Origin of the sequence: Sphingomonas sp., from assembly GCF_036269755.1 — a bacterium.
Classification (GTDB): domain Bacteria; phylum Pseudomonadota; class Alphaproteobacteria; order Sphingomonadales; family Sphingomonadaceae; genus Sphingomonas.
The window spans coordinates 31,028-47,296 of the sequence record NZ_DATBDV010000001.1; the positions used below are offsets into that span (position 1 = coordinate 31,028).

19 protein-coding genes and 1 pseudogene are annotated in these 16,269 nt (G+C 66.0%); 13 read left to right on the top strand and 7 right to left on the bottom strand.

Translation table 11 applies throughout. The annotated features are described in order from the left end of the window. Positions 1-439 precede the first annotated feature (439 nt). Both VH326_RS00125 and VH326_RS00130 read right to left on the bottom strand, forming a co-directional pair. Positions 440-1,549: a M14 family metallopeptidase gene (locus tag VH326_RS00125; protein WP_414714228.1), complete on the bottom strand. Its 1,110-nt coding sequence runs from the start codon at positions 1,547-1,549 to the stop codon at positions 440-442. Between the two features lie 17 nt (positions 1,550-1,566). Continuing rightward, the gene (locus VH326_RS00130; protein WP_329629763.1) at positions 1,567-2,160 is read right to left on the bottom strand and encodes a DUF4136 domain-containing protein; all 594 of its coding nucleotides are present in this window, start codon (positions 2,158-2,160) and stop codon (positions 1,567-1,569) included. A gap of 145 nt (positions 2,161-2,305) precedes the next feature. On the opposite strand from VH326_RS00130, the gene ykgO reads away from it, so the two are divergent. From ykgO to VH326_RS00150, 4 genes and pseudogenes are all read left to right on the top strand, one after another. Next, a complete protein-coding gene (ykgO, locus tag VH326_RS00135; protein WP_003046794.1) occupies positions 2,306-2,431 on the top strand; it encodes a type B 50S ribosomal protein L36 in 126 nt (41 codons plus the stop codon). A gap of 113 nt (positions 2,432-2,544) precedes the next feature. Then, positions 2,545-3,158, top strand: a pseudogene (locus tag VH326_RS00140) (HAD family hydrolase). 38 nt (positions 3,159-3,196) lie between these two features. Continuing rightward, entirely contained in the window at positions 3,197-3,481 is a 285-nt protein-coding gene (locus VH326_RS00145; RefSeq protein WP_329629764.1) for a type II toxin-antitoxin system Phd/YefM family antitoxin, read from the top strand. Beyond that, positions 3,478-3,873, top strand: coding sequence for a type II toxin-antitoxin system VapC family toxin (locus tag VH326_RS00150; RefSeq protein ID WP_329629765.1), 396 nt, complete (start codon positions 3,478-3,480; stop codon positions 3,871-3,873). The genes VH326_RS00145 and VH326_RS00150 overlap by 4 nt, the downstream gene beginning before the upstream one ends. Here VH326_RS00150 and pyk read toward each other — a convergent pair. Then, entirely contained in the window at positions 3,864-5,318 is a 1,455-nt protein-coding gene (gene pyk, locus VH326_RS00155) for a pyruvate kinase (protein WP_329629766.1), read from the bottom strand. The genes VH326_RS00150 and pyk overlap by 10 nt on opposite strands. Positions 5,319-5,387: 69 nt before the next feature. Between pyk and VH326_RS00160 the strand changes: the two genes are divergently transcribed. Then, positions 5,388-5,684, top strand: coding sequence for a DUF1244 domain-containing protein (locus VH326_RS00160; RefSeq protein WP_329629767.1), 297 nt, complete (start codon positions 5,388-5,390; stop codon positions 5,682-5,684). 7 nt (positions 5,685-5,691) lie between these two features. Here VH326_RS00160 and VH326_RS00165 read toward each other — a convergent pair whose 3' ends face one another. Together VH326_RS00165 and VH326_RS00170 are read right to left on the bottom strand one after the other, a co-directional pair. Then, positions 5,692-7,266: an FAD-binding protein gene (locus tag VH326_RS00165; protein ID WP_329629768.1), complete on the bottom strand. Its 1,575-nt coding sequence runs from the start codon at positions 7,264-7,266 to the stop codon at positions 5,692-5,694. A 17-nt stretch (positions 7,267-7,283) separates the two neighbouring features. Continuing rightward, entirely contained in the window at positions 7,284-7,640 is a 357-nt protein-coding gene (locus tag VH326_RS00170) for a hypothetical protein (protein ID WP_329629769.1), read from the bottom strand. A 214-nt stretch (positions 7,641-7,854) separates the two neighbouring features. Here VH326_RS00170 and VH326_RS00175 point away from each other — a divergent pair, with 214 nt between their 5' ends. The 8 genes from VH326_RS00175 (at position 7,855) to ruvB (ending at position 14,072) form a co-directional block, all read left to right on the top strand. After that, complete coding sequence (locus VH326_RS00175) at positions 7,855-8,094, top strand: DUF2312 domain-containing protein (protein WP_329629770.1); 240 nt, start codon at positions 7,855-7,857, stop codon at positions 8,092-8,094. A 140-nt stretch (positions 8,095-8,234) separates the two neighbouring features. Beyond that, the gene (locus VH326_RS00180) at positions 8,235-9,416 is read left to right on the top strand and encodes an NAD(P)/FAD-dependent oxidoreductase (protein ID WP_329629771.1); all 1,182 of its coding nucleotides are present in this window, start codon (positions 8,235-8,237) and stop codon (positions 9,414-9,416) included. Positions 9,417-9,467: 51 nt separating this feature from the next. Beyond that, positions 9,468-10,211 carry a YebC/PmpR family DNA-binding transcriptional regulator gene (locus VH326_RS00185; protein WP_329629772.1) on the top strand — a complete coding sequence of 248 codons (744 nt, stop codon included), beginning with the start codon at positions 9,468-9,470 and terminating at the stop codon, positions 10,209-10,211. Between the two features lie 103 nt (positions 10,212-10,314). Then, complete coding sequence (ruvC, locus tag VH326_RS00190) at positions 10,315-10,800, top strand: crossover junction endodeoxyribonuclease RuvC (RefSeq protein ID WP_329629773.1); 486 nt, start codon at positions 10,315-10,317, stop codon at positions 10,798-10,800. Positions 10,801-10,989: 189 nt separating this feature from the next. Continuing rightward, on the top strand, positions 10,990-11,583 hold the full coding sequence (ruvA, locus tag VH326_RS00195; protein WP_329629774.1) for a Holliday junction branch migration protein RuvA: 594 nt from the start codon (positions 10,990-10,992) through the stop codon (positions 11,581-11,583). Positions 11,584-12,130: 547 nt separating this feature from the next. After that, complete coding sequence (locus VH326_RS00200; protein WP_329629775.1) at positions 12,131-12,466, top strand: GFA family protein; 336 nt, start codon at positions 12,131-12,133, stop codon at positions 12,464-12,466. Positions 12,467-12,495: 29 nt separating this feature from the next. Continuing rightward, complete coding sequence (locus VH326_RS00205) at positions 12,496-13,053, top strand: DUF4337 domain-containing protein (protein ID WP_329629776.1); 558 nt, start codon at positions 12,496-12,498, stop codon at positions 13,051-13,053. Further along, the gene (ruvB, locus tag VH326_RS00210; RefSeq protein ID WP_329629777.1) at positions 13,050-14,072 is read left to right on the top strand and encodes a Holliday junction branch migration DNA helicase RuvB; all 1,023 of its coding nucleotides are present in this window, start codon (positions 13,050-13,052) and stop codon (positions 14,070-14,072) included. The genes VH326_RS00205 and ruvB overlap by 4 nt, the downstream gene beginning before the upstream one ends. A gap of 26 nt (positions 14,073-14,098) precedes the next feature. Here ruvB and VH326_RS00215 read toward each other — a convergent pair whose 3' ends face one another. After that, entirely contained in the window at positions 14,099-15,526 is a 1,428-nt protein-coding gene (locus VH326_RS00215; protein WP_329629778.1) for a hypothetical protein, read from the bottom strand. Next, positions 15,526-16,257 carry an ABC transporter ATP-binding protein gene (locus VH326_RS00220; protein WP_329629779.1) on the bottom strand — a complete coding sequence of 244 codons (732 nt, stop codon included), beginning with the start codon at positions 16,255-16,257 and terminating at the stop codon, positions 15,526-15,528. Before VH326_RS00220 ends, VH326_RS00215 begins: the two co-directional genes overlap by 1 nt. Positions 16,258-16,269 lie beyond the last annotated feature (12 nt).

A 16,269-nucleotide genomic window follows, 5' to 3' on the forward strand; every position in this document is an offset into this window, starting at 1 on the left:
AGATAGGTAGCGCCCCATACACATGTCGATTTCCATAAGGAGGTCGGCAGCTTTTGCCTTCAGCAAGAAATCGATTTCTGTTTGATTTAGTTCAGATACCGGGCGATCCGGCACACCAAGCGGTCGCACGAGCGGAATTTGAAGCCAGCTGGGGAAGGCTTCTCTTGTGACGATAAAGCGCTAGTAATGTGCCGATCTATGTCAGCTGTGTGGTTGAGTACCCGAAGTAGCTTCCAACCTATTGCGCGGCCGACCTCTTTTTCTCGTAGGACCTGTCCCGTCTTTCTGCGTCGGTTGGCAATAGGATAGGCTGAAAGCGCCACGACGACAGCGAGCGCCGACATTGTTCCGGAAAACCAATCCGCCCAGCTTCCGGCGTCAAGGCCGACTAAGCCAAATAAGCTGTAATTTTGATTCATCAGCAGCGCTTCTGTCTGACCTAAATCCCGTCAATCACCTCTTCGATCGTCTCCAAGCACGCCACCGCCAGCACCTTGCACCGCGCCGGGCTCCAACCGAACTCGGCGTCGGGGTTGGGGTCGTGGTCCTTGAACGGCATTTCCAGCGTCATCGCCACCGCGCCGAAGCGTTCGGCGAGTTGGTTGGTCGACATGGTCAGGTTGGCCTTGCCGGGCGGCGATTTGTCATAGCCTTTTTCGGTCTGGAATTCAGGGGTGCGCGCCGCGAGACGCTGCCCGAAATCGTAGAATTTCTCGCCGAGTTCGTCGGTCCAGCTTGGGATTCCCTCGAACCCCGCGAGGAAATTGGCCGGAATCGCTTCGTCGCCATGGACGTCGATCGCAAGCTTGACGCCGGTCGCATCCATCGCGTCGCGGACCAATTTGACTTCGGGGCTCTTCTCCATCGACGGCGCGTGCCATTCGCGGTTGAGATTGATCCCCGCGGCGTTGGTGCGCAGATGCCCGCGAAACGTGCCGTCGGGGTTCATGTTGGGGACGACGTAGAAGCTGCACTTGGCCTTCACCGCATCCGCCGCCGGGCTGGTCAGCCATTCGAGCGCGCCTTCCATCCACCATTCGGCCATGCTCTCGCCGGGATGCTGGCGCGCGTAGAGCCAGACGGGTTTCTCACCACTGCCGATCGTGAACATATCGATCGCGCGTCCATCGAGGCTGTGGCCGAGCTCGCGATGCGTTACGCCCGGCTTGGCGGCATATTCGGCGATCAGCGCTTCGTGCCGCTCCATCGTGTACGGCGCGAAATAGGCGAACCACGCGACTTGCGCGTCGCTGTGCCAATCGAATTCAAGCACGCCATCGGCGTAACGCGTCTCGATCTGCCGCCACGCGACGCGATCGGTCGATGCGCGCGCCTTGTAGCCCGGCCAGCCGAACGGATAGGCCGAGCCGCCGGCGTTGACGATGCGCAAGGTCAGTTTCCGCCCGGCCGCGTTGGCGAGCCGGAACGAGAACCATTGGTAGAAATCGGAGTCGTTGTCCTTAACGATCTCGAGATCGATCCGGTCCCCCTCGATCGCGACGAGCTTGATGTTGCCGCCGTCGAGGGCGCCAGTGATTGCAGGGGTGATGGCGGGGGTGCGGTCGGTCATTTCACCTCGATAGTCCGTCCCGATTCGCCGGGGAACCCCGTGAACAATGCGGTCGCGAGCTTGGGCGCGGTGACGGTCGCGTCGCCGGTGCCGGCGGGGCGCTCGATCTGGTTCTGCGCGCGGCCTTCCCACACGCCCTGATTGCCGTCCCGGGTGTTGATCTTGACCGACAAGGTGGTCGCAACCTGTTCGAGCAATTTGCCTTTGCCGATCGGGATGCCGACACCCCCGCCGATCCCGACTCCGCCGCCACGCCCGCCGCTATACGAGCCGCCGCCCAGCCCGATGCTGAACGGTGCCGGGCCGCGCCGGGTGCGTTTGTCGATCGCGATCCCGACGCGCGCGACATAAGCGGCATTGGTCGCGGACGGCACCACGGTATAGCCCTGCACGGTCAATGCGTCGCCGACCGCGTTGGCGTAGGTGCGGAACTCCGGCCCGTCGCTCGCTCCCTCGTCGGGCACGATCGCGATCGTACCGCGCCCCACCTCGTCCACGTGGAAGCGCGTGACCTCGACCGGCCATGTCCTCGTCGTCGCGGCGCACCCGCTCATCAGGAGCCCCGCCGCCAGCACGATCGCGATCCGCATGTCCTTGTCTCCCGATAAGCAACTATGAATGTGCAACGCGCCGGCACGGTGTCCGTTTCGCGAGGGGCCGCGGGTTGACTTGCGGCCACCCTCCCTATAGGCGCGCCGCTTCCAGTTTTCACCGCAAACATAAGCAGCGCGCTCCATGAAGATTCGCAATTCCCTCAAGTCGCTCAAGGACCGGCATCGCGACAACCGCGTGATCCGCCGCCGCGGCCGCACCTACGTCATCAACAAGACCAACCGCCGGTTCAAGGCGCGGCAAGGCTGAGTTCGGCGGATTAGCCGCGCTAATCCGCAACTGAACGAGGCCCGGCCGGCGGCGCATCGGCGCCGTACGACGACACGAGATTTACGCCCGTGTCGGGCTCCGCGCTTCGTGAAGTGACCGCACCAAATTCCGTCATCTTCGACGTCGGCCGCGTCCTGTTCGACTGGGACCTTCGGTTCCTCTACGAGCGCCTCATCCCCAATGGTGAGGCGCTCGATGCGTTCCTGCGCGACGTCGTCACGCCCGAATGGCACTTCCAGCACGACGCTGGCCGGCCGTTTGCCGAAACCTCCGCCGAGCTGATCGCACAATATCCCCACCACGCCGAAGCGATCGGCGCGCTGTATCCGCGCTTCAACGAAACGATCGGTGCGGCAATGCCGGGCTGGCGGCTTTGGTCGCCGACCTCGAGGCGGCGGGCGTGCCGCTTTTCGCGATCACCAATTTCTCGGGCGAGTTCTGGCCGCCGTTTCGTGCGCGCGAAGCGGCCTTCTTCACCCCATTTCGCGACGTCGTCGTGTCGGGCGACGAGAGGATGATGAAGCCAGACCCCGCAATCTACCGCCTAGCGCTGGATCGCTTCGGCCTGCGGGCGGGGGAAGCGGTGTTCGTCGACGACGTGTTCGCCAACGTCGAGGGTGCACGAAGCGTCGGAATGCACGCGCTCCACTTCACTGGCGCGGACAAGCTCCGAGCGGATCTCCACGGTCTGGGCTTGCGTATCTAACCGAACTGTGTACAACGTGTACACAAGGAGCCGTTCCGATGAAGATGTCCGTCCGCGAAGCCCGCGCGCAATTCGCCGCCGCCTTGACCGCGGTCGAGAATGGCGAGCGAGTCACGATCACCAGGAACGGCAAGGCTGTTGCCGAGCTCGGGCCGCCGCCGAAGAAAGGCGGCCTCGATTGGGAAAAGCTCCGCGCAGCGAGCAAGAAATCCGGGCTCGACAAATATACTCCGGAAGAATTGTGGCCGCCCGAATTCGACGACCCCGCATTCAGTCGCGCGGTGTTGGGTCTGGATGACGATTGGGAGCCGTATCGACCTTGAGGATTCTGCTCGATACGCATTTCCTCGTTTGGCTGGCCGCGGGGGGCAGCAACCTGCGCCCCGCGGAGCTGACCAAGATCCAGGACGGCGATAACGAGATATTGGCGTCGGCGGCGTCGATTTGGGAATTACGCATCAAATGGACCAAGCAAGGTCGCCCGGGCCGAATCGAAGCCACAGCCGATCCAATGGCGGCACTCACGTTCGCGGAGGATGCGGGCATCCCCGTGATGCCGCTATCGGCTGCCGATTGCGCCGTTTCTCTGGAGGTCGCGACCCAGCATCGCGACCCGTTCGATGAAATGCTGCTGATCCACGCGCAGCGGTTGGGCGCCCGCCTCCTGACGCGTGACCGCGCGATGTCGAACCACCCCCTGGCGCTTCAGCTATAACCCTTCAACTCGTCCCCCACGATCCGCACCACATGCAGCACGTTGGTCGATCCCGGGGTCCTGAACGGCACGCCGGCCATCACGATCACGCGGTCCCCAGCCGCGGCGAGCTTGTGGCGCAGCACCATGCGCTTGGCCTTGGCGACCATGTCCTCGAACGAATCGACGTCGCGGGTGTGGACGGCATAGGCGCCCCAAAGCAGTCCCGATCGCCGCGCGGTCTCCATCTTGGGCGTCAGCACCATCAGCGGCACCGACGGGCGTTCGCGCGCGATGCGGCGCGCGGTCGATCCCGACGAGGTGAAGCAGACGATCGCCGCGGCATCGACCGTGCGCGTAATGTTCTTCGCCGCTTCGGACAGCGCGTCGGCGGTGGTCGGGTCGGACCGGATCACGGTGAAGTGGATTCGGTCGCCGTGCGCCGGATCGCGCTCGACTGCCTCGCCGATCGCATTCATCATCGCGACCGATTCGACCGGCCATTTGCCCGCGGCGCTTTCGGCGGACAGCATGATCGCGTCGGCGCCGTCATAGATCGCAGTCGCCACGTCGGACACTTCGGCGCGCGTCGGCGACGGGCTCTCGATCATCGATTCGAGCATTTGCGTCGCGACCACCACCGGCTTGCCCTGGCGCCGCGCGGCTTCGACGATGCGTTTCTGCAGCGGCGGCACGTCCTGCGGGGGCAATTCGACGCCGAGATCGCCGCGCGCGACCATCACGCCGTCGCACGCCTCGACGATCTCCTCGAGCCGCTCGATCGCCGCAGGCTTTTCGATCTTAGCGAGCAACGCGGCCTTGCCGCCGATCAGCTTGCGCGCTTCCCACAGATCCTCGGGGCGTTGTACGAACGACAGCGCGATCCAGTCGACCCCCTGGTCGACCGCGAACGCCAGGTCGCTGCGGTCCTTTTCGGTCAGCGCCGCCATCGGCACGACCACGTCGGGGACGTTGAGGCCTTTATTGTTCGACAGCGGCCCGCCGACCTCCACCTTGGTGACGATGCGGTCGGGGTCATGCTCGACCACACGCAGCACCAGCTTGCCGTCGTCGAGCAGCAGCCGCGCGCCGCCCTCGACCGCTGCGAAAATTTCCTTGTGCGGCAGCTCGACCCGAGTGGCATCGCCGGGCGCGGTATCGCGGTCGAACGTGAATTGGGTGCCAGTCTTCAACTCGACCTTGCCGCCCGCGAATTTGCCGACCCGCAGTTTGGGCCCCTGTAGATCGGCGAGGATCGTCGTCGGCCGGCCATAACGCTTCTCCAGCCCCCGGATCGCCTCGATCACCGCGACTTTCGATGCCTGGTCGCCATGGCTCATATTAACTCGAAAGGCGTCGGCGCCGGCTTCGAACAATCTACCGATCATTTCGGGCGTGTTGCTCGCCGGGCCCAGCGTCGCGAGCACGCGGACCTTGCGCGAGCGGGGGCTGGTCGACTTGGTCATGCGTTCCTCTCGCTTGTCGCGGGCAGGCTCTAATCGCTATCTCGACGCGATCAACCTTGGAGCATTCGTATGGACAGGCTCGACACAATCGACGACGCGGTGGCGGCCGCGGCATTCCGCCGGCTGGTGCGCCATTTGCGCCATCGCAGTGATGCGCAGAACGTCGACCTGATGGGTCTCGCGGGATTCTGCCGCAATTGCCTCGCCGATTGGCTGATCGAGGCCGGCGCCCCGCTCGACAAGGCCGCCGCGCGCGAAATGATTCACGGCATGCCCGCAGCCGAATGGAAGGTCCGCTTCCAGAGCGAAGCCACCTCCGAGCAGCTCGCCCGGATGGCGCAGAGCGTCGCGAAGAACGCGGGCTGACCGCCTTTCAGCCGGCCAGACCGGCGCGGCGGACGAAATCGTTTTCGAACAGCACGCGGTCCACCGGGTCGGGCAGCAACGCATGGCGAGCCGCTAGCCATTTGTCCCGATCTTGGCCGAAGGCCGCCTCGACGCGAGCGGGCGTATAGCCGTTGATCTTGCCCCAATGCTGCGCGAAGGGAATGCCCTTGGCCTCCATGCGTGCCGGCACCGCGTCAAGAAATTTCAGCGAGCTTGGGTTGTAAATCCCGTCGATGCTGATCACCGCAGTCGGATCCCAACGGTTGATCGCGAGCAGCGCCGGCGACTTGCGCTGATAGCGGCACCCGAACACCAGCGGGACCGGCCCAATCTCCTTGTTGAGCGCGATCAGCGCGTCGAGCGCGTCGAGCACGCGCGCCGCGGGTACCGCAACGCTGCCGCTCGCGACTTTGGTGCGCATGGTCTTGTAGCCGAAGATTTCGCCCCAACTGCCCGTCGTCAAGCCCAGCTTGAACATTTGCTGGCTCACCAGATTGGCGAACAGCGGGACGAGGTTGCGGAACAGGTCGAGCGCGCGCCCGGCCACCGAAATGAAATCGAACCCCGGTCCGAACCCATCCTGCCGGGTGCGGTAATCCGGTCGGTAGCCAGCGGGCCAGGGTTGCTCGTACATCTGGGTTATCAGGACATCGGGCGGATTGACGTTGGGATTGATGATGGGCTGAAAGAAGTAGGGCCGGCCGTTTTCTCCTACCGGATTCAGTTCGGGGCTTGCGGCAAAATCGAGTTCCTTGATCCGTTGCCGCACCGCGGGATTGAGGGTCAGGCGCTGCCCATTGCGGTCCGTGCCGTAGTTATACGCGCGCAGCGTGAAGCGCGGCCGCGCCTCGATCACGACATTGTGGATCACGCCGAACGCACCGAGGCCGACCAGTACCGCGTTGAACATGTCGTCGTCCCGGATCAGTTCGGCTCCGAGCGATTGCGCCATCGTCGGCTTGAGCACGGGATAGCCGGCACGCTCGAGCCACACTTGCCGCGCGGGACCGGCGAGCAGGTGAATCGCGACGACATGATCGTGGAACGCGCCGACATCCAGCGCCGATCCGTGAATTCCGGTCGACATCGCGCCGGCGATGGTCTGCCCGTTCGCCGCGCCGCTGGTGCGCAACGACAGGCCGATCGGATCGCTTTCAAGCCAGGCGTTGAGCTCGGAGACGTAGGTCCCGCTCTGGATCAGGCAGAGCCCGTCGCGAGCCTGCGCGGAGCCGCGATAGTCCGGGTCGACCTGGTCGGCCCGCAAGCGCTTGCGTCCGATCAGCAGTGAATTGTCGAGCAGCAGACCGTCAACATAGGGCGCATCGGACAGCGACCAGCCGCGGCCGACAGCGCGATAGGGCTCGCCCGCCGCCTTGGCCGCGGCGATGGCGCGCTGCAATTGCGCCGTGCAGCGGTTGATCGCGTCGGCGCCGTAAGGCGGATTGTCGGACGGGTAGCTGATCTTGTCGATGCCCTTGATCGGCCCCGACACCGTTTCGTGCCAGTTCGTCCACTGCCCCGGGCCGCTGACCCGCTTCACCATTGTTTGATCGTCCGCCACGTCGCGCGCTCCCGTGCTTACAGCTTGTTGGGATCGGGCGCAGCCTCGGGTGGGGGCGCTGGCTTGGCACAATAGAAATAGATCGTAACGGGCGACACGATGCCCAGCGTCAACACCGTGACCAAGCCCTGCCCGAGATTGCGGCGAACCTCGACCCGGGTCAGGCCTTCATTGCCGCATTCTTCTCGCGTCACGTATCCGCTGGAGCCGTGGCTCGACAACCCAGCGCGCCCGGCAATCGACACGTCGGACACCCGGCAGGGCATGCCCGCTAGGCAGGTGCCATCCGGTCGTGCCGAACTGATCAGATGACTGGCGCAGCCGCCCTGCGACAACAGCACGCCGATCAACAGAGTATTTCGAATTCTCTTCATGCCCGGTCCGCCCATAATTCTGAGCCGAATGTACGCCGATACAATCTGAAGGCAAGACGATCTTGTCGGGGACGAGCTTTCTTTTGGCGCTTGATTTCCACGCTACTTGCGGTTCTGGCATGGGTCGATTTTCGTTCATACCGGCATTCCCGAATCGGGCGCTCGGCGCTAGGGCATCGCGCGCGTTTCAATCGATTTAACCCAAGGATATATTATGAGCGACGTGATCGCCGCCGACCAGCTCCGCCTGTTCATCGAACGCATCGAGCGGCTGGAGGAGGAGAAGAAGGCCATCGCCGACGACATCCGCGACGTCTACGCCGAATCGAAATCGAACGGCTACGACACCAAGACGATGCGCGCGATCGTGCGGCTGCGGCGGATGGAAAAGCACCACCGCGACGAGGCGGAGGCGCTGCTCGACACCTATAAAGCCGCGCTGGGTCTCGCCTGATCTACCGGGATCTGAAGTTAACGCGCTTCCCCGGCGAAAGCCGGGGCCCAGTCGCGAGCGGTCCGTTATCGAACGACCCGTTCCGTCGCGTCCGTCTCCCAACTGGACCCCGGCCTTCGTCGGGGAAGCGTAAGTAGGCAATGGCCCGCGCCCATACCTACGACGCGATCATCCTCGGCGCGGGCGCGGCGGGGATGATGGCGGCGGCAGTGGCGGGACAGCGCGGGCGGCGCGTGCTGCTCGCCGACCATGCCGATGCGCCGGGCAAGAAGATCCTGATCTCGGGTGGCGGGCGGTGCAACTTCACCAATTTGCGCGCAGGCTCCGCCAACTACCTGTCGGTCAACCCGCATTTCGCGCGCTCGGCGCTGGCGCGGTACACGCCGGCGGATTTCATCGCGCTGGTCGACCGCTACGGCATCGCCTGGCACGAAAAGACGCTGGGGCAATTGTTCTGCGACGGGTCCGCGCGGCAGATCGTCGCGATGCTGCTGGCGGAATGCGACGCCGGCGGAGTCGAGCTCAGCCTGAGCCGCGCCGCGACCGCGATCGACCATGCCGACGGGCAATTCCGCGTGACGCTCGGCGGCCGCACCGTCACCGCGCCGAGGCTGGTCATCGCGACCGGCGGGCCGTCGATCCCCAAGATGGGCGCGACCGGGTTCGCCTACGATGTCGCGCGGCGTTTCGGGCTCAAGGTGGTCGAGCCGCGCCCCGCGCTGGTGCCGCTGACGCTCGGCGGCGACGAGACGCTGTTCCGCGAGTTGTCGGGTGTCGCGACCGAAGTCGTCGCGAGCGCGGCGACGGGGCGTTTTCGCGAGGCCGCATTGTTCACGCATCGCGGGCTTTCGGGGCCGGCGATCCTGCAGGTCTCGTCCTATTGGCGGAGTGGCGAGCCGGTCGAAATCGACTTCCTGCCCGACCGCGCGTCCGGCTGGCTGACCGCCGAAAAGCGCGCACGGCCCAAGGCGACGTTGCGCTCGACGCTCGGCCAATCGCTCCCCGACCGCCTCGCCGAGGCACTGGCCGAGCGGATCGCGCTGCCCGGCAACCTTGCCGATTTGCCCGACAAGGCGCTCGCGACCGCCGAGCAGCGCCTCGCTGCCTGGACGTTCCACCCCAACGGCAGCGAAGGCTTCGCCAAGGCCGAAGTCACGATCGGCGGCCTATCGACCGACGCTTTGTCGCAAAAGACGATGGAGGCGAAGGCGGTCTCCGGTCTCCACTTCATCGGCGAAGGGGTCGACGTCACCGGCTGGCTCGGCGGGTATAATTTCCAATGGGCGTGGGCGAGCGGTTTTGCCTGTGGCGAGGCGCTTTGACCCTCCGCTGCGGCTGATCTAGAGACGCGGCAACACGCCAATGAGGACCCAATGGCCGGCCATTCGAAATACAAGAACATCATGTACCGCAAGGGCGCGCAGGACAAGAAGCGCTCGGGCATGTTCTCCAAGCTCAGCCGCGAAATCACCGTCGCGGCCAAGATGGGCTTGCCCGATCCCGACATGAACCCGCGGCTGCGCGCCGCGGTCAACGCTGCCAAGGCGCAGTCGATGCCCAAGGACAATATCCAGCGCTCGATCGACAAGGCGACCAAGGGCGACGCCGAGAATTACGAGGAAATCCGCTACGAAGGGTTCGGCCCCGGCGGTGTGTCGCTGATCATCGAGGCGCTGACCGACAACCGCAACCGCACCGTCACCAACGTGCGCACCGCGGTGTCGAAGAACGGCGGCAATCTCGGCGCGCCAGGCTCGGTCAGCCATGCCTTCGACCGGATGGGGCTGATCACCTATCCGGCCAAGGCGGGCGACGCCGACACGGTGTTCGAAGCTGCGCTCGAGGCGGGGGCCGAAGACGTGTCGTCGAGCGAGGACGGCCACGAAATCTGGACCGAGCAGGGCAGCCTGCACGAAGTCGCCCGCGCGCTTGAGCCGGTGCTGGGGGATGCCGAAGGCGCGAAGCTCGCGTGGCGCCCGCAGGTGATGGTCGAGGTCGGCGAAAGCGATGCGGGGACCTTGTTCAAGCTGATCGACGCGCTCGACGACGACGACGATGTCCAGACGGTGTGGGGCAATTACGAAGTGCCCGACGCGGTGATGGAGAAACTGGGTTGATCCTGTTCCCCTCCCGCTTGCGGGAGGGGTTAGGGGTGGGCGTGTTCAACGCCGACTCCTCTCCGGCCCACCCCCGGCCCCACCCGCAAGCGGGAGGGGAGTCATGATCGTCCTCGGCCTCGACCCCGGGCTCGGCACGACCGGCTGGGGGCTGATCCGAGCCGAGGGCAACCGGTTATCGCACCTCGCCAACGGGCAGCTGAAGACCGACGCGAAGGAGAGCCTCGCGCGCCGGCTGGCGCACCTCGACAGCCAGCTCGCCGCGCTGATCGCCGATCACGCCCCCGACGCCGCCGCGGTCGAGGAAGTGTTCGTCAACACCAACCCGCAATCGACGCTCAAGCTGGGCCAAGCGCGCGGCGTCGTGCTGCTCGCGGTCGCCCGCGCCGGGATCGAGCCCGGCGAATATGCCGCGCGGCTGGTCAAGAAGGCGGTGGTCGGGGTGGGCAATGCGGAGAAGCCGCAGGTCCACGCCATGGTCGCCCGGCTGCTCCCCGGCGCCAAGATCGCCGGTTCTGATGCGGCGGACGCACTCGCGGTGGCGATCTGCCACGCGCATCACTTGGCGTCGGCGCGGCGGCTCGGCTAAATTCGCTTTCCTACACGGGGGCGTTCCTGTTAGGTTCCGCACAATGCGCGCGCTGTCTGCCTCCCCCGTTCGAGATCGCCACACAATGCGAGCCGATGCGTCCCGGCGGTTCGATCCCGCCCCCATGGCCAGTGCGAACATTCGGGAACATTCGCGGCGGAGCCAGCCCGATTTGCTCAGTCGCGCCCGGTGATCGCCCACCTCAAAGGCCGGCTCGAAGCGACCGGGACCGATCATGCGGTGATCGACGTCGGCGGGGTCGGCTATCTGGTCGGCGCGTCGGCCAAGACGCTGGCGGCGATCGGGCCGGTGGGGGAGGCGGCGACGCTCTTCACCGAGATGCTGGTGGCGGAGGATTCGATCCGGCTGGTCGGCTTCGCGCGGCCCGACGAACGCGACTGGTTCCGTTTGCTGACGGGTGTGCAGGGCGTCGGCGCGCGCGTGGCGCTGGCGATCCTGTCGGTGCTCGAGCCGATCGATCTCGCGCGGGCGATCGGGGCGCAGGACAAGGCGATGATCGGCCGCGCCAACGGCGTCGGACCAAAGCTCGCCGAGCGCATCGTCCGCGAATTGAAGGACAAGGCCGGCGGGGTGATCCCGGGCGGCATCACCCCGGTTTCGGCGGCGAGCGGCGCGGCATCGGACGCGGTGTCGGCGCTGCTTAACCTGGGGTTTCGGCCCGCGGAGGCGAGTGCCGCGGTGGGCGAGGCGGAGGAGGAGCTTGGCGCCGGCGCGGGGTTGGATGCGCTGGTGCGGCTGGCGTTGAGGAAGGCGGCGAAGTGAGGTGGTTGCGCGCAGGTATCATTGGGCTAGCCGTCGCTTCGATAGTCACCCCTTCTGCGGCCAATGCGTGTACTGAATCAACAGGGCGACGTCAGATCTTTTTTCCGGTGCGACCCCTAACGCTCCCGGCCGGTTTAATCGTCTTACATGTGCGGGCGCCTGCCACGGCGGATGAAGGCTCGGCGATCTTAGTGGACGTCTTGGGGCCGGCGGATGGCGTACGAGACGCCCAGCGCGTTCGAATCAGGATTGAGCCGAAGGACAATGCGCGCCCTTGCGACCTATATGATTTAGGGGTGCTCGATGAGCCGGCCTACGTCGTTGGTGTTTACGAAGAAGGGTCAGAGGGGACCTATTTTCGCGCCATGTGGGTGAATGCGGTGTTTCCCAAATGGCGAGAGCCAAAGGACTGGCGATCGTATATCGTTGATCCTCAAGTCAAAGCCGCGGCCGGTAGACAATGACGGATTCAAGCCGGTTTCCGAACCAACCTCGCACCGCCAGCTGCGCTTGCGGCCAACTCGCGATCGAATGCGCGGGCGACCCTGTGCGCGTCTCCGTCTGCCATTGCCTCGACTGCCAGCGCCGCTCGGGCAGTTCGTTCGCGGCGCAGGCGCGCTTCCCCGAAGATCGCGTGACGATCACCGGGCAATCGAAACAATGGCCGCGGGTCGGGGACGAGGGCGGCGGGGCGGCGTTCGATTTCTGCCCCGACTGCGGTTCGACCGTGTTCTATCGCAACATCGACATGCCCGGTCTGGTCGCGGTAGCCGTCGGCGCGTTCGCCGATCCTAGTTTTCCGCCGCCGATCTATTCGGTCTACGAAGATCGTAAGCACGCCTGGGTCGAGATCGTCGGCGACGGCATCGATCACTACGCATGAGCGCGTGTCACCAAGCGAGGACAGGATAGATGGAAGTCGAGGTCAGCGCCGAGGCCAAGGACAAGCGCCTCAATCGCCTCGTCGCGATCACCGTGGTCGTGCTCTCGGTGTTCATGGGCGTCAGCGGAATCAAGGACGGCAACATCGTCCAGGGGATGCAAGCGGCGCAGGCCTCGTCGGTCGATCAGTGGAACGAGTATCAGGCGTCGCGCACCAAGCTGCACATCGCGGAAGCGACCCGGACCGAGATCGCGTTGCTCGCCGCCGATCCCGCCAAGGCCGCGCCGGTGCTCGCGGAGTACGACCGCGATATCGCCAAATACAAGGCCGAGGCGCCCAAGCTGGCGGCGGATGCCAAGGCACAATCGGACGCGTACGACGCGCTCAACGTCCACGACGACCAGTTCGACGCCAGCGACGCGGCGATCTCGACCGCGATCTCGGTCGCTGCGGTGGCCGCGCTCGCCGAGGCCGGCTGGCTGCTCGCCGTGGCATGGGCGTTCGGTGCGTTCGGAGTGTTCATGGGGCTGTGCGGGTTCTTGGGATGGGGATTCCACCCGGCGGTGCTGAGCGGGTTGCTGGGGTGAGCGACGACCGCCTCCTCGCGCCATTGCGCAAGCCCGACGATGTCGACGCGGCGCTGCGTCCCAAGACGCTCGACGAGTTCGTCGGCCAGAAGGCGGCGCGGGAGAATTTGCGGGTGTTCATCGCCGCCGCCAAAGCTCGGGGCGATGCGCTCGACCATGTGCTGTTCTTCGGCCCGCCGGGGCTCGGCAAGACGACGCTCGCGCAGATCATCGCGCGTGAGATGGGGGTGGGGTTCCGCGCGACCTCGGGCCCAGTGATCGCCAAGTCGGGCGATCTCGCGGCGCTGTTGACCAACCTCGAGGATGGCGACGTGCTGTTCATCGACGAGATCCACCGGCTCCAGCCTGCCGTTGAGGAAGTGCTCTATCCGGCGATGGAGGACCGCGCGCTCGACCTGATGATCGGCGAGGGGCCGTCGGCGCGAAGCGTTCGGATCGACTTGCCGCGCTTCACCCTGGTCGGCGCGACCACGCGGCAGGGGCTGCTCACCACGCCGTTGCGCGACCGCTTCGGCATTCCGGTGCGGCTCAATTTCTACACCGTCGACGAGCTCGAGCGCGTGGTGGCGCGGGCGGCGAAGCTGCTCGACCTCCACGTCGCCCCCGACGGCGCGCAGGAGATCGCCAAGCGCGCGCGCGGCACGCCCCGCATTGCCGGCCGCCTGCTGCGCCGGGTGCGCGATTTCGCCAATGTCGCGGGACACGTGACGGTCGATGCGCCGGCCGCCGACGCCGCGCTCAACCGGCTCGAAGTCGACGGCCTCGGGCTCGACTCGATGGACCGGCGGTATTTAACGATGATCGCCGACATCTATCGTGGCGGCCCGGTCGGGGTGGAGACGCTCGCGGCAGGGCTGAGCGAACCGCGCGACACGATCGAGGAAGTGATCGAGCCCTACCTGATCCAGCTCGGCCTCGTCGCCCGCACGGCGCGCGGGCGGTGCTTGAACGCGAGCGGGTGGAAGCATCTCGGGCTCAACCCGCCGGCGGGGAGCCAGGACGGGTTGTTTGATACCTGATTCCCCTCCCTTCCAGGGAAGGGAGCTTAGGAGAGCAGGAAAACCAGCAATCCCGCGCCGCCGCCGAAGATCACCGCGATGATCAGCCCTAATATGCCGGCGACGAACCCGCCCCGGCGGCGTTTGGCGAAGCTGGCGCGCTGACCGGGCTTGCCGAGCTTCAATTCGATCAGCCCCGCGATGCTCCCGCCGATCGCCGCCATGACCAAAGCGATCAGCCCGCCCAACGGCGTACGGCAAGCGACCGCAAGCGCGACTGGGATCACCGCCGCGAACGGCGCGGTCATCAGCAAGGCGGCGACGAGCTTGGCGGTGTCGACCTGCGCTTTCTGGATCGGCGCGACTGCGATCAAATCGGGCGAATCCTCTCCCGACACGGTGAGCCAGGCGAAGCTGCCCGCAAGCTGCGAGGCGACCAGCACGCTGCCAAAGGCAAGTCCCGGCGCGATCAAATGCCCGTCGCCGCGGAACGCCCACAGCACCAGCGGCGCCATGTACACCATGCGCAGCAGCGCCTGGAACAACAGCCCGGGGTCGCGGCGCAGCAGCCGCCATTCCTTCGCCAGCACGGGCCGGAACAGCCCGGCGTGGAACAGCCGCGCCGACGCCTTGCCCGTCGGGCGCGAGCGGCTGAGCGTCATCGTCGCGTCCTGATATCCGCTCAGGAAAAGCCGCCGCAGCACCGCGCCGGCGCCGGCGAACAGCACCACGCCGATCCCCAGCATCGCCGCGAGCGGGATCAAATACCCGAACGCCGCGTGGCCCGGCACGCTGCTCCATCCGCTCGCGCCGTATCCGCGGGCGCGGAACCAGTCGAACAGCGCCTGGAACGATCCGCGCCGCGCGCCGCCGTGCTGCGACAATTGGCTGGCCAGGAACAGCGCGCCGCCCATCACCGCGGCGGCGACTTGCCCGACCGTGCGCGCCGCGCGCGGCCCGGCGATCCGCGCCAGCACCAAGGTGATCGCGATCCCGATCGCCGCCGCCGCCATCGCCAGCGACGCGAGCAATCCGATCACGCCGAGCAAGCCGGGATGGCCCAATATCGCCACTGGCACCGCCATCGGCAGCAGCAACGTCGCATAGGTCAGCGCGATGATCCCCGCGATCCCGGCAAGCTTGGCGAGCAGCACGTGGCGCCCATCGATCGGCGCGGTGAACAGCAGGTCGAGATCGCGGCTTTCGTACAACGTCTGCTGGCTGCCGAGGATCGCTTGGGTAGTCATGAACGACAGTATCGCGACCGACCCTGCAAGGACGATCACCCCAATCCACGGATTGAACGTGAGCGGCACGCCCATCAGGCCATAAGCGGTTGCCATGCCCGCGATCACGTAGGCAGCGAGCAGCACCAGCGCGATCCAGCGGGCGCGCCGCTTGCTTCGTCCGCGCCACGCCAGCCGCAGCTCGTGCAGCGCCAGCCAGGTCACCGATCCGGGCGCGGCGAGCTGCATCAGGCGGCGCTCGTCAGGCGGATGAAGGTGTCCTCGAGCGTCATGCCTTCGGTCCCGGCACGGTCGCGCAGCTCGTCGAGCGTGCCCTCGGCGAGCAACTTGCCGCCGCCGATGATGCCGATGCGGTCCGCCATCCGCTCGGCGACCTCGAGGATGTGCGTCGTTACGATCACCGTCTTGCCGCGCGTGACTTGTTCGCGCAGCGCATCCTTGACCGCGCGCGCCATCGCCGCGTCGAGCCCCGTCAACGGCTCGTCGAGGATCAGCAGTCGCGGGTCGTGGATCAGCGCACCGGCCAACGCGACCTTCTGCTTCATGCCGCGCGAAAAGCCTTCGCAGCGCGTGTCGCGCTCGTCCCACAGATCGAGCCAGTGCAGCAGCCGCTCGGCTTCCTCCGCAGCGTGGTGCGGCTCCATCCGCCACAACCCCGCGACGAAGGCGAGATACTCCATCGGGCTCAACTTGTCGTAGAGCATCGGCTCATCGGGCAGCCACGCGGTGATCGCCTTCGCCGCTTGCGGATCGCGCCGCGCATCCACCCCGAAAATCTCGATCGATCCGGCATCGGGCCGCGTGAGCCCGGTGACCATCCGCAACGTCGTCGTCTTGCCCGCGCCATTAGGGCCGAGCAGCGCGTAGAGCTGCCCGGCGGCGATCTCCAGATCGAGCCCCGCGATGACGGGTTTGTCGAACGCCTTGGAAAGGCCGCGAATCTTGAGGGCAGAGGTCATGCCGCGCTGTTC

Bases quoted from the DNA above. Each gene is read 5' to 3' on its own strand.
- VH326_RS00130 (WP_329629763.1), bottom strand. From the start codon at position 2,160: ATGCGGATCGCGATCGTGCTGGCGGCGGGGCTCCTGATGAGCGGGTGC.
- ykgO (WP_003046794.1), top strand. From the start codon at position 2,306: ATGAAGATTCGCAATTCCCTCAAGTCGCTCAAGGACCGGCATCGCGAC.
- VH326_RS00145 (WP_329629764.1), top strand. From the start codon at position 3,197: ATGAAGATGTCCGTCCGCGAAGCCCGCGCGCAATTCGCCGCCGCCTTG.
- pyk (WP_329629766.1), bottom strand. From the start codon at position 5,318: ATGACCAAGTCGACCAGCCCCCGCTCGCGCAAGGTCCGCGTGCTCGCG.
- VH326_RS00160 (WP_329629767.1), top strand. From the start codon at position 5,388: ATGGACAGGCTCGACACAATCGACGACGCGGTGGCGGCCGCGGCATTC.
- VH326_RS00170 (WP_329629769.1), bottom strand. From the start codon at position 7,640: ATGAAGAGAATTCGAAATACTCTGTTGATCGGCGTGCTGTTGTCGCAG.
- VH326_RS00175 (WP_329629770.1), top strand. From the start codon at position 7,855: ATGAGCGACGTGATCGCCGCCGACCAGCTCCGCCTGTTCATCGAACGC.
- VH326_RS00180 (WP_329629771.1), top strand. From the start codon at position 8,235: ATGGCCCGCGCCCATACCTACGACGCGATCATCCTCGGCGCGGGCGCG.
- VH326_RS00185 (WP_329629772.1), top strand. From the start codon at position 9,468: ATGGCCGGCCATTCGAAATACAAGAACATCATGTACCGCAAGGGCGCG.
- ruvC (WP_329629773.1), top strand. From the start codon at position 10,315: ATGATCGTCCTCGGCCTCGACCCCGGGCTCGGCACGACCGGCTGGGGG.
- VH326_RS00205 (WP_329629776.1), top strand. From the start codon at position 12,496: ATGGAAGTCGAGGTCAGCGCCGAGGCCAAGGACAAGCGCCTCAATCGC.
- VH326_RS00215 (WP_329629778.1), bottom strand. From the start codon at position 15,526: ATGCAGCTCGCCGCGCCCGGATCGGTGACCTGGCTGGCGCTGCACGAG.
- VH326_RS00220 (WP_329629779.1), bottom strand. From the start codon at position 16,257: ATGACCTCTGCCCTCAAGATTCGCGGCCTTTCCAAGGCGTTCGACAAA.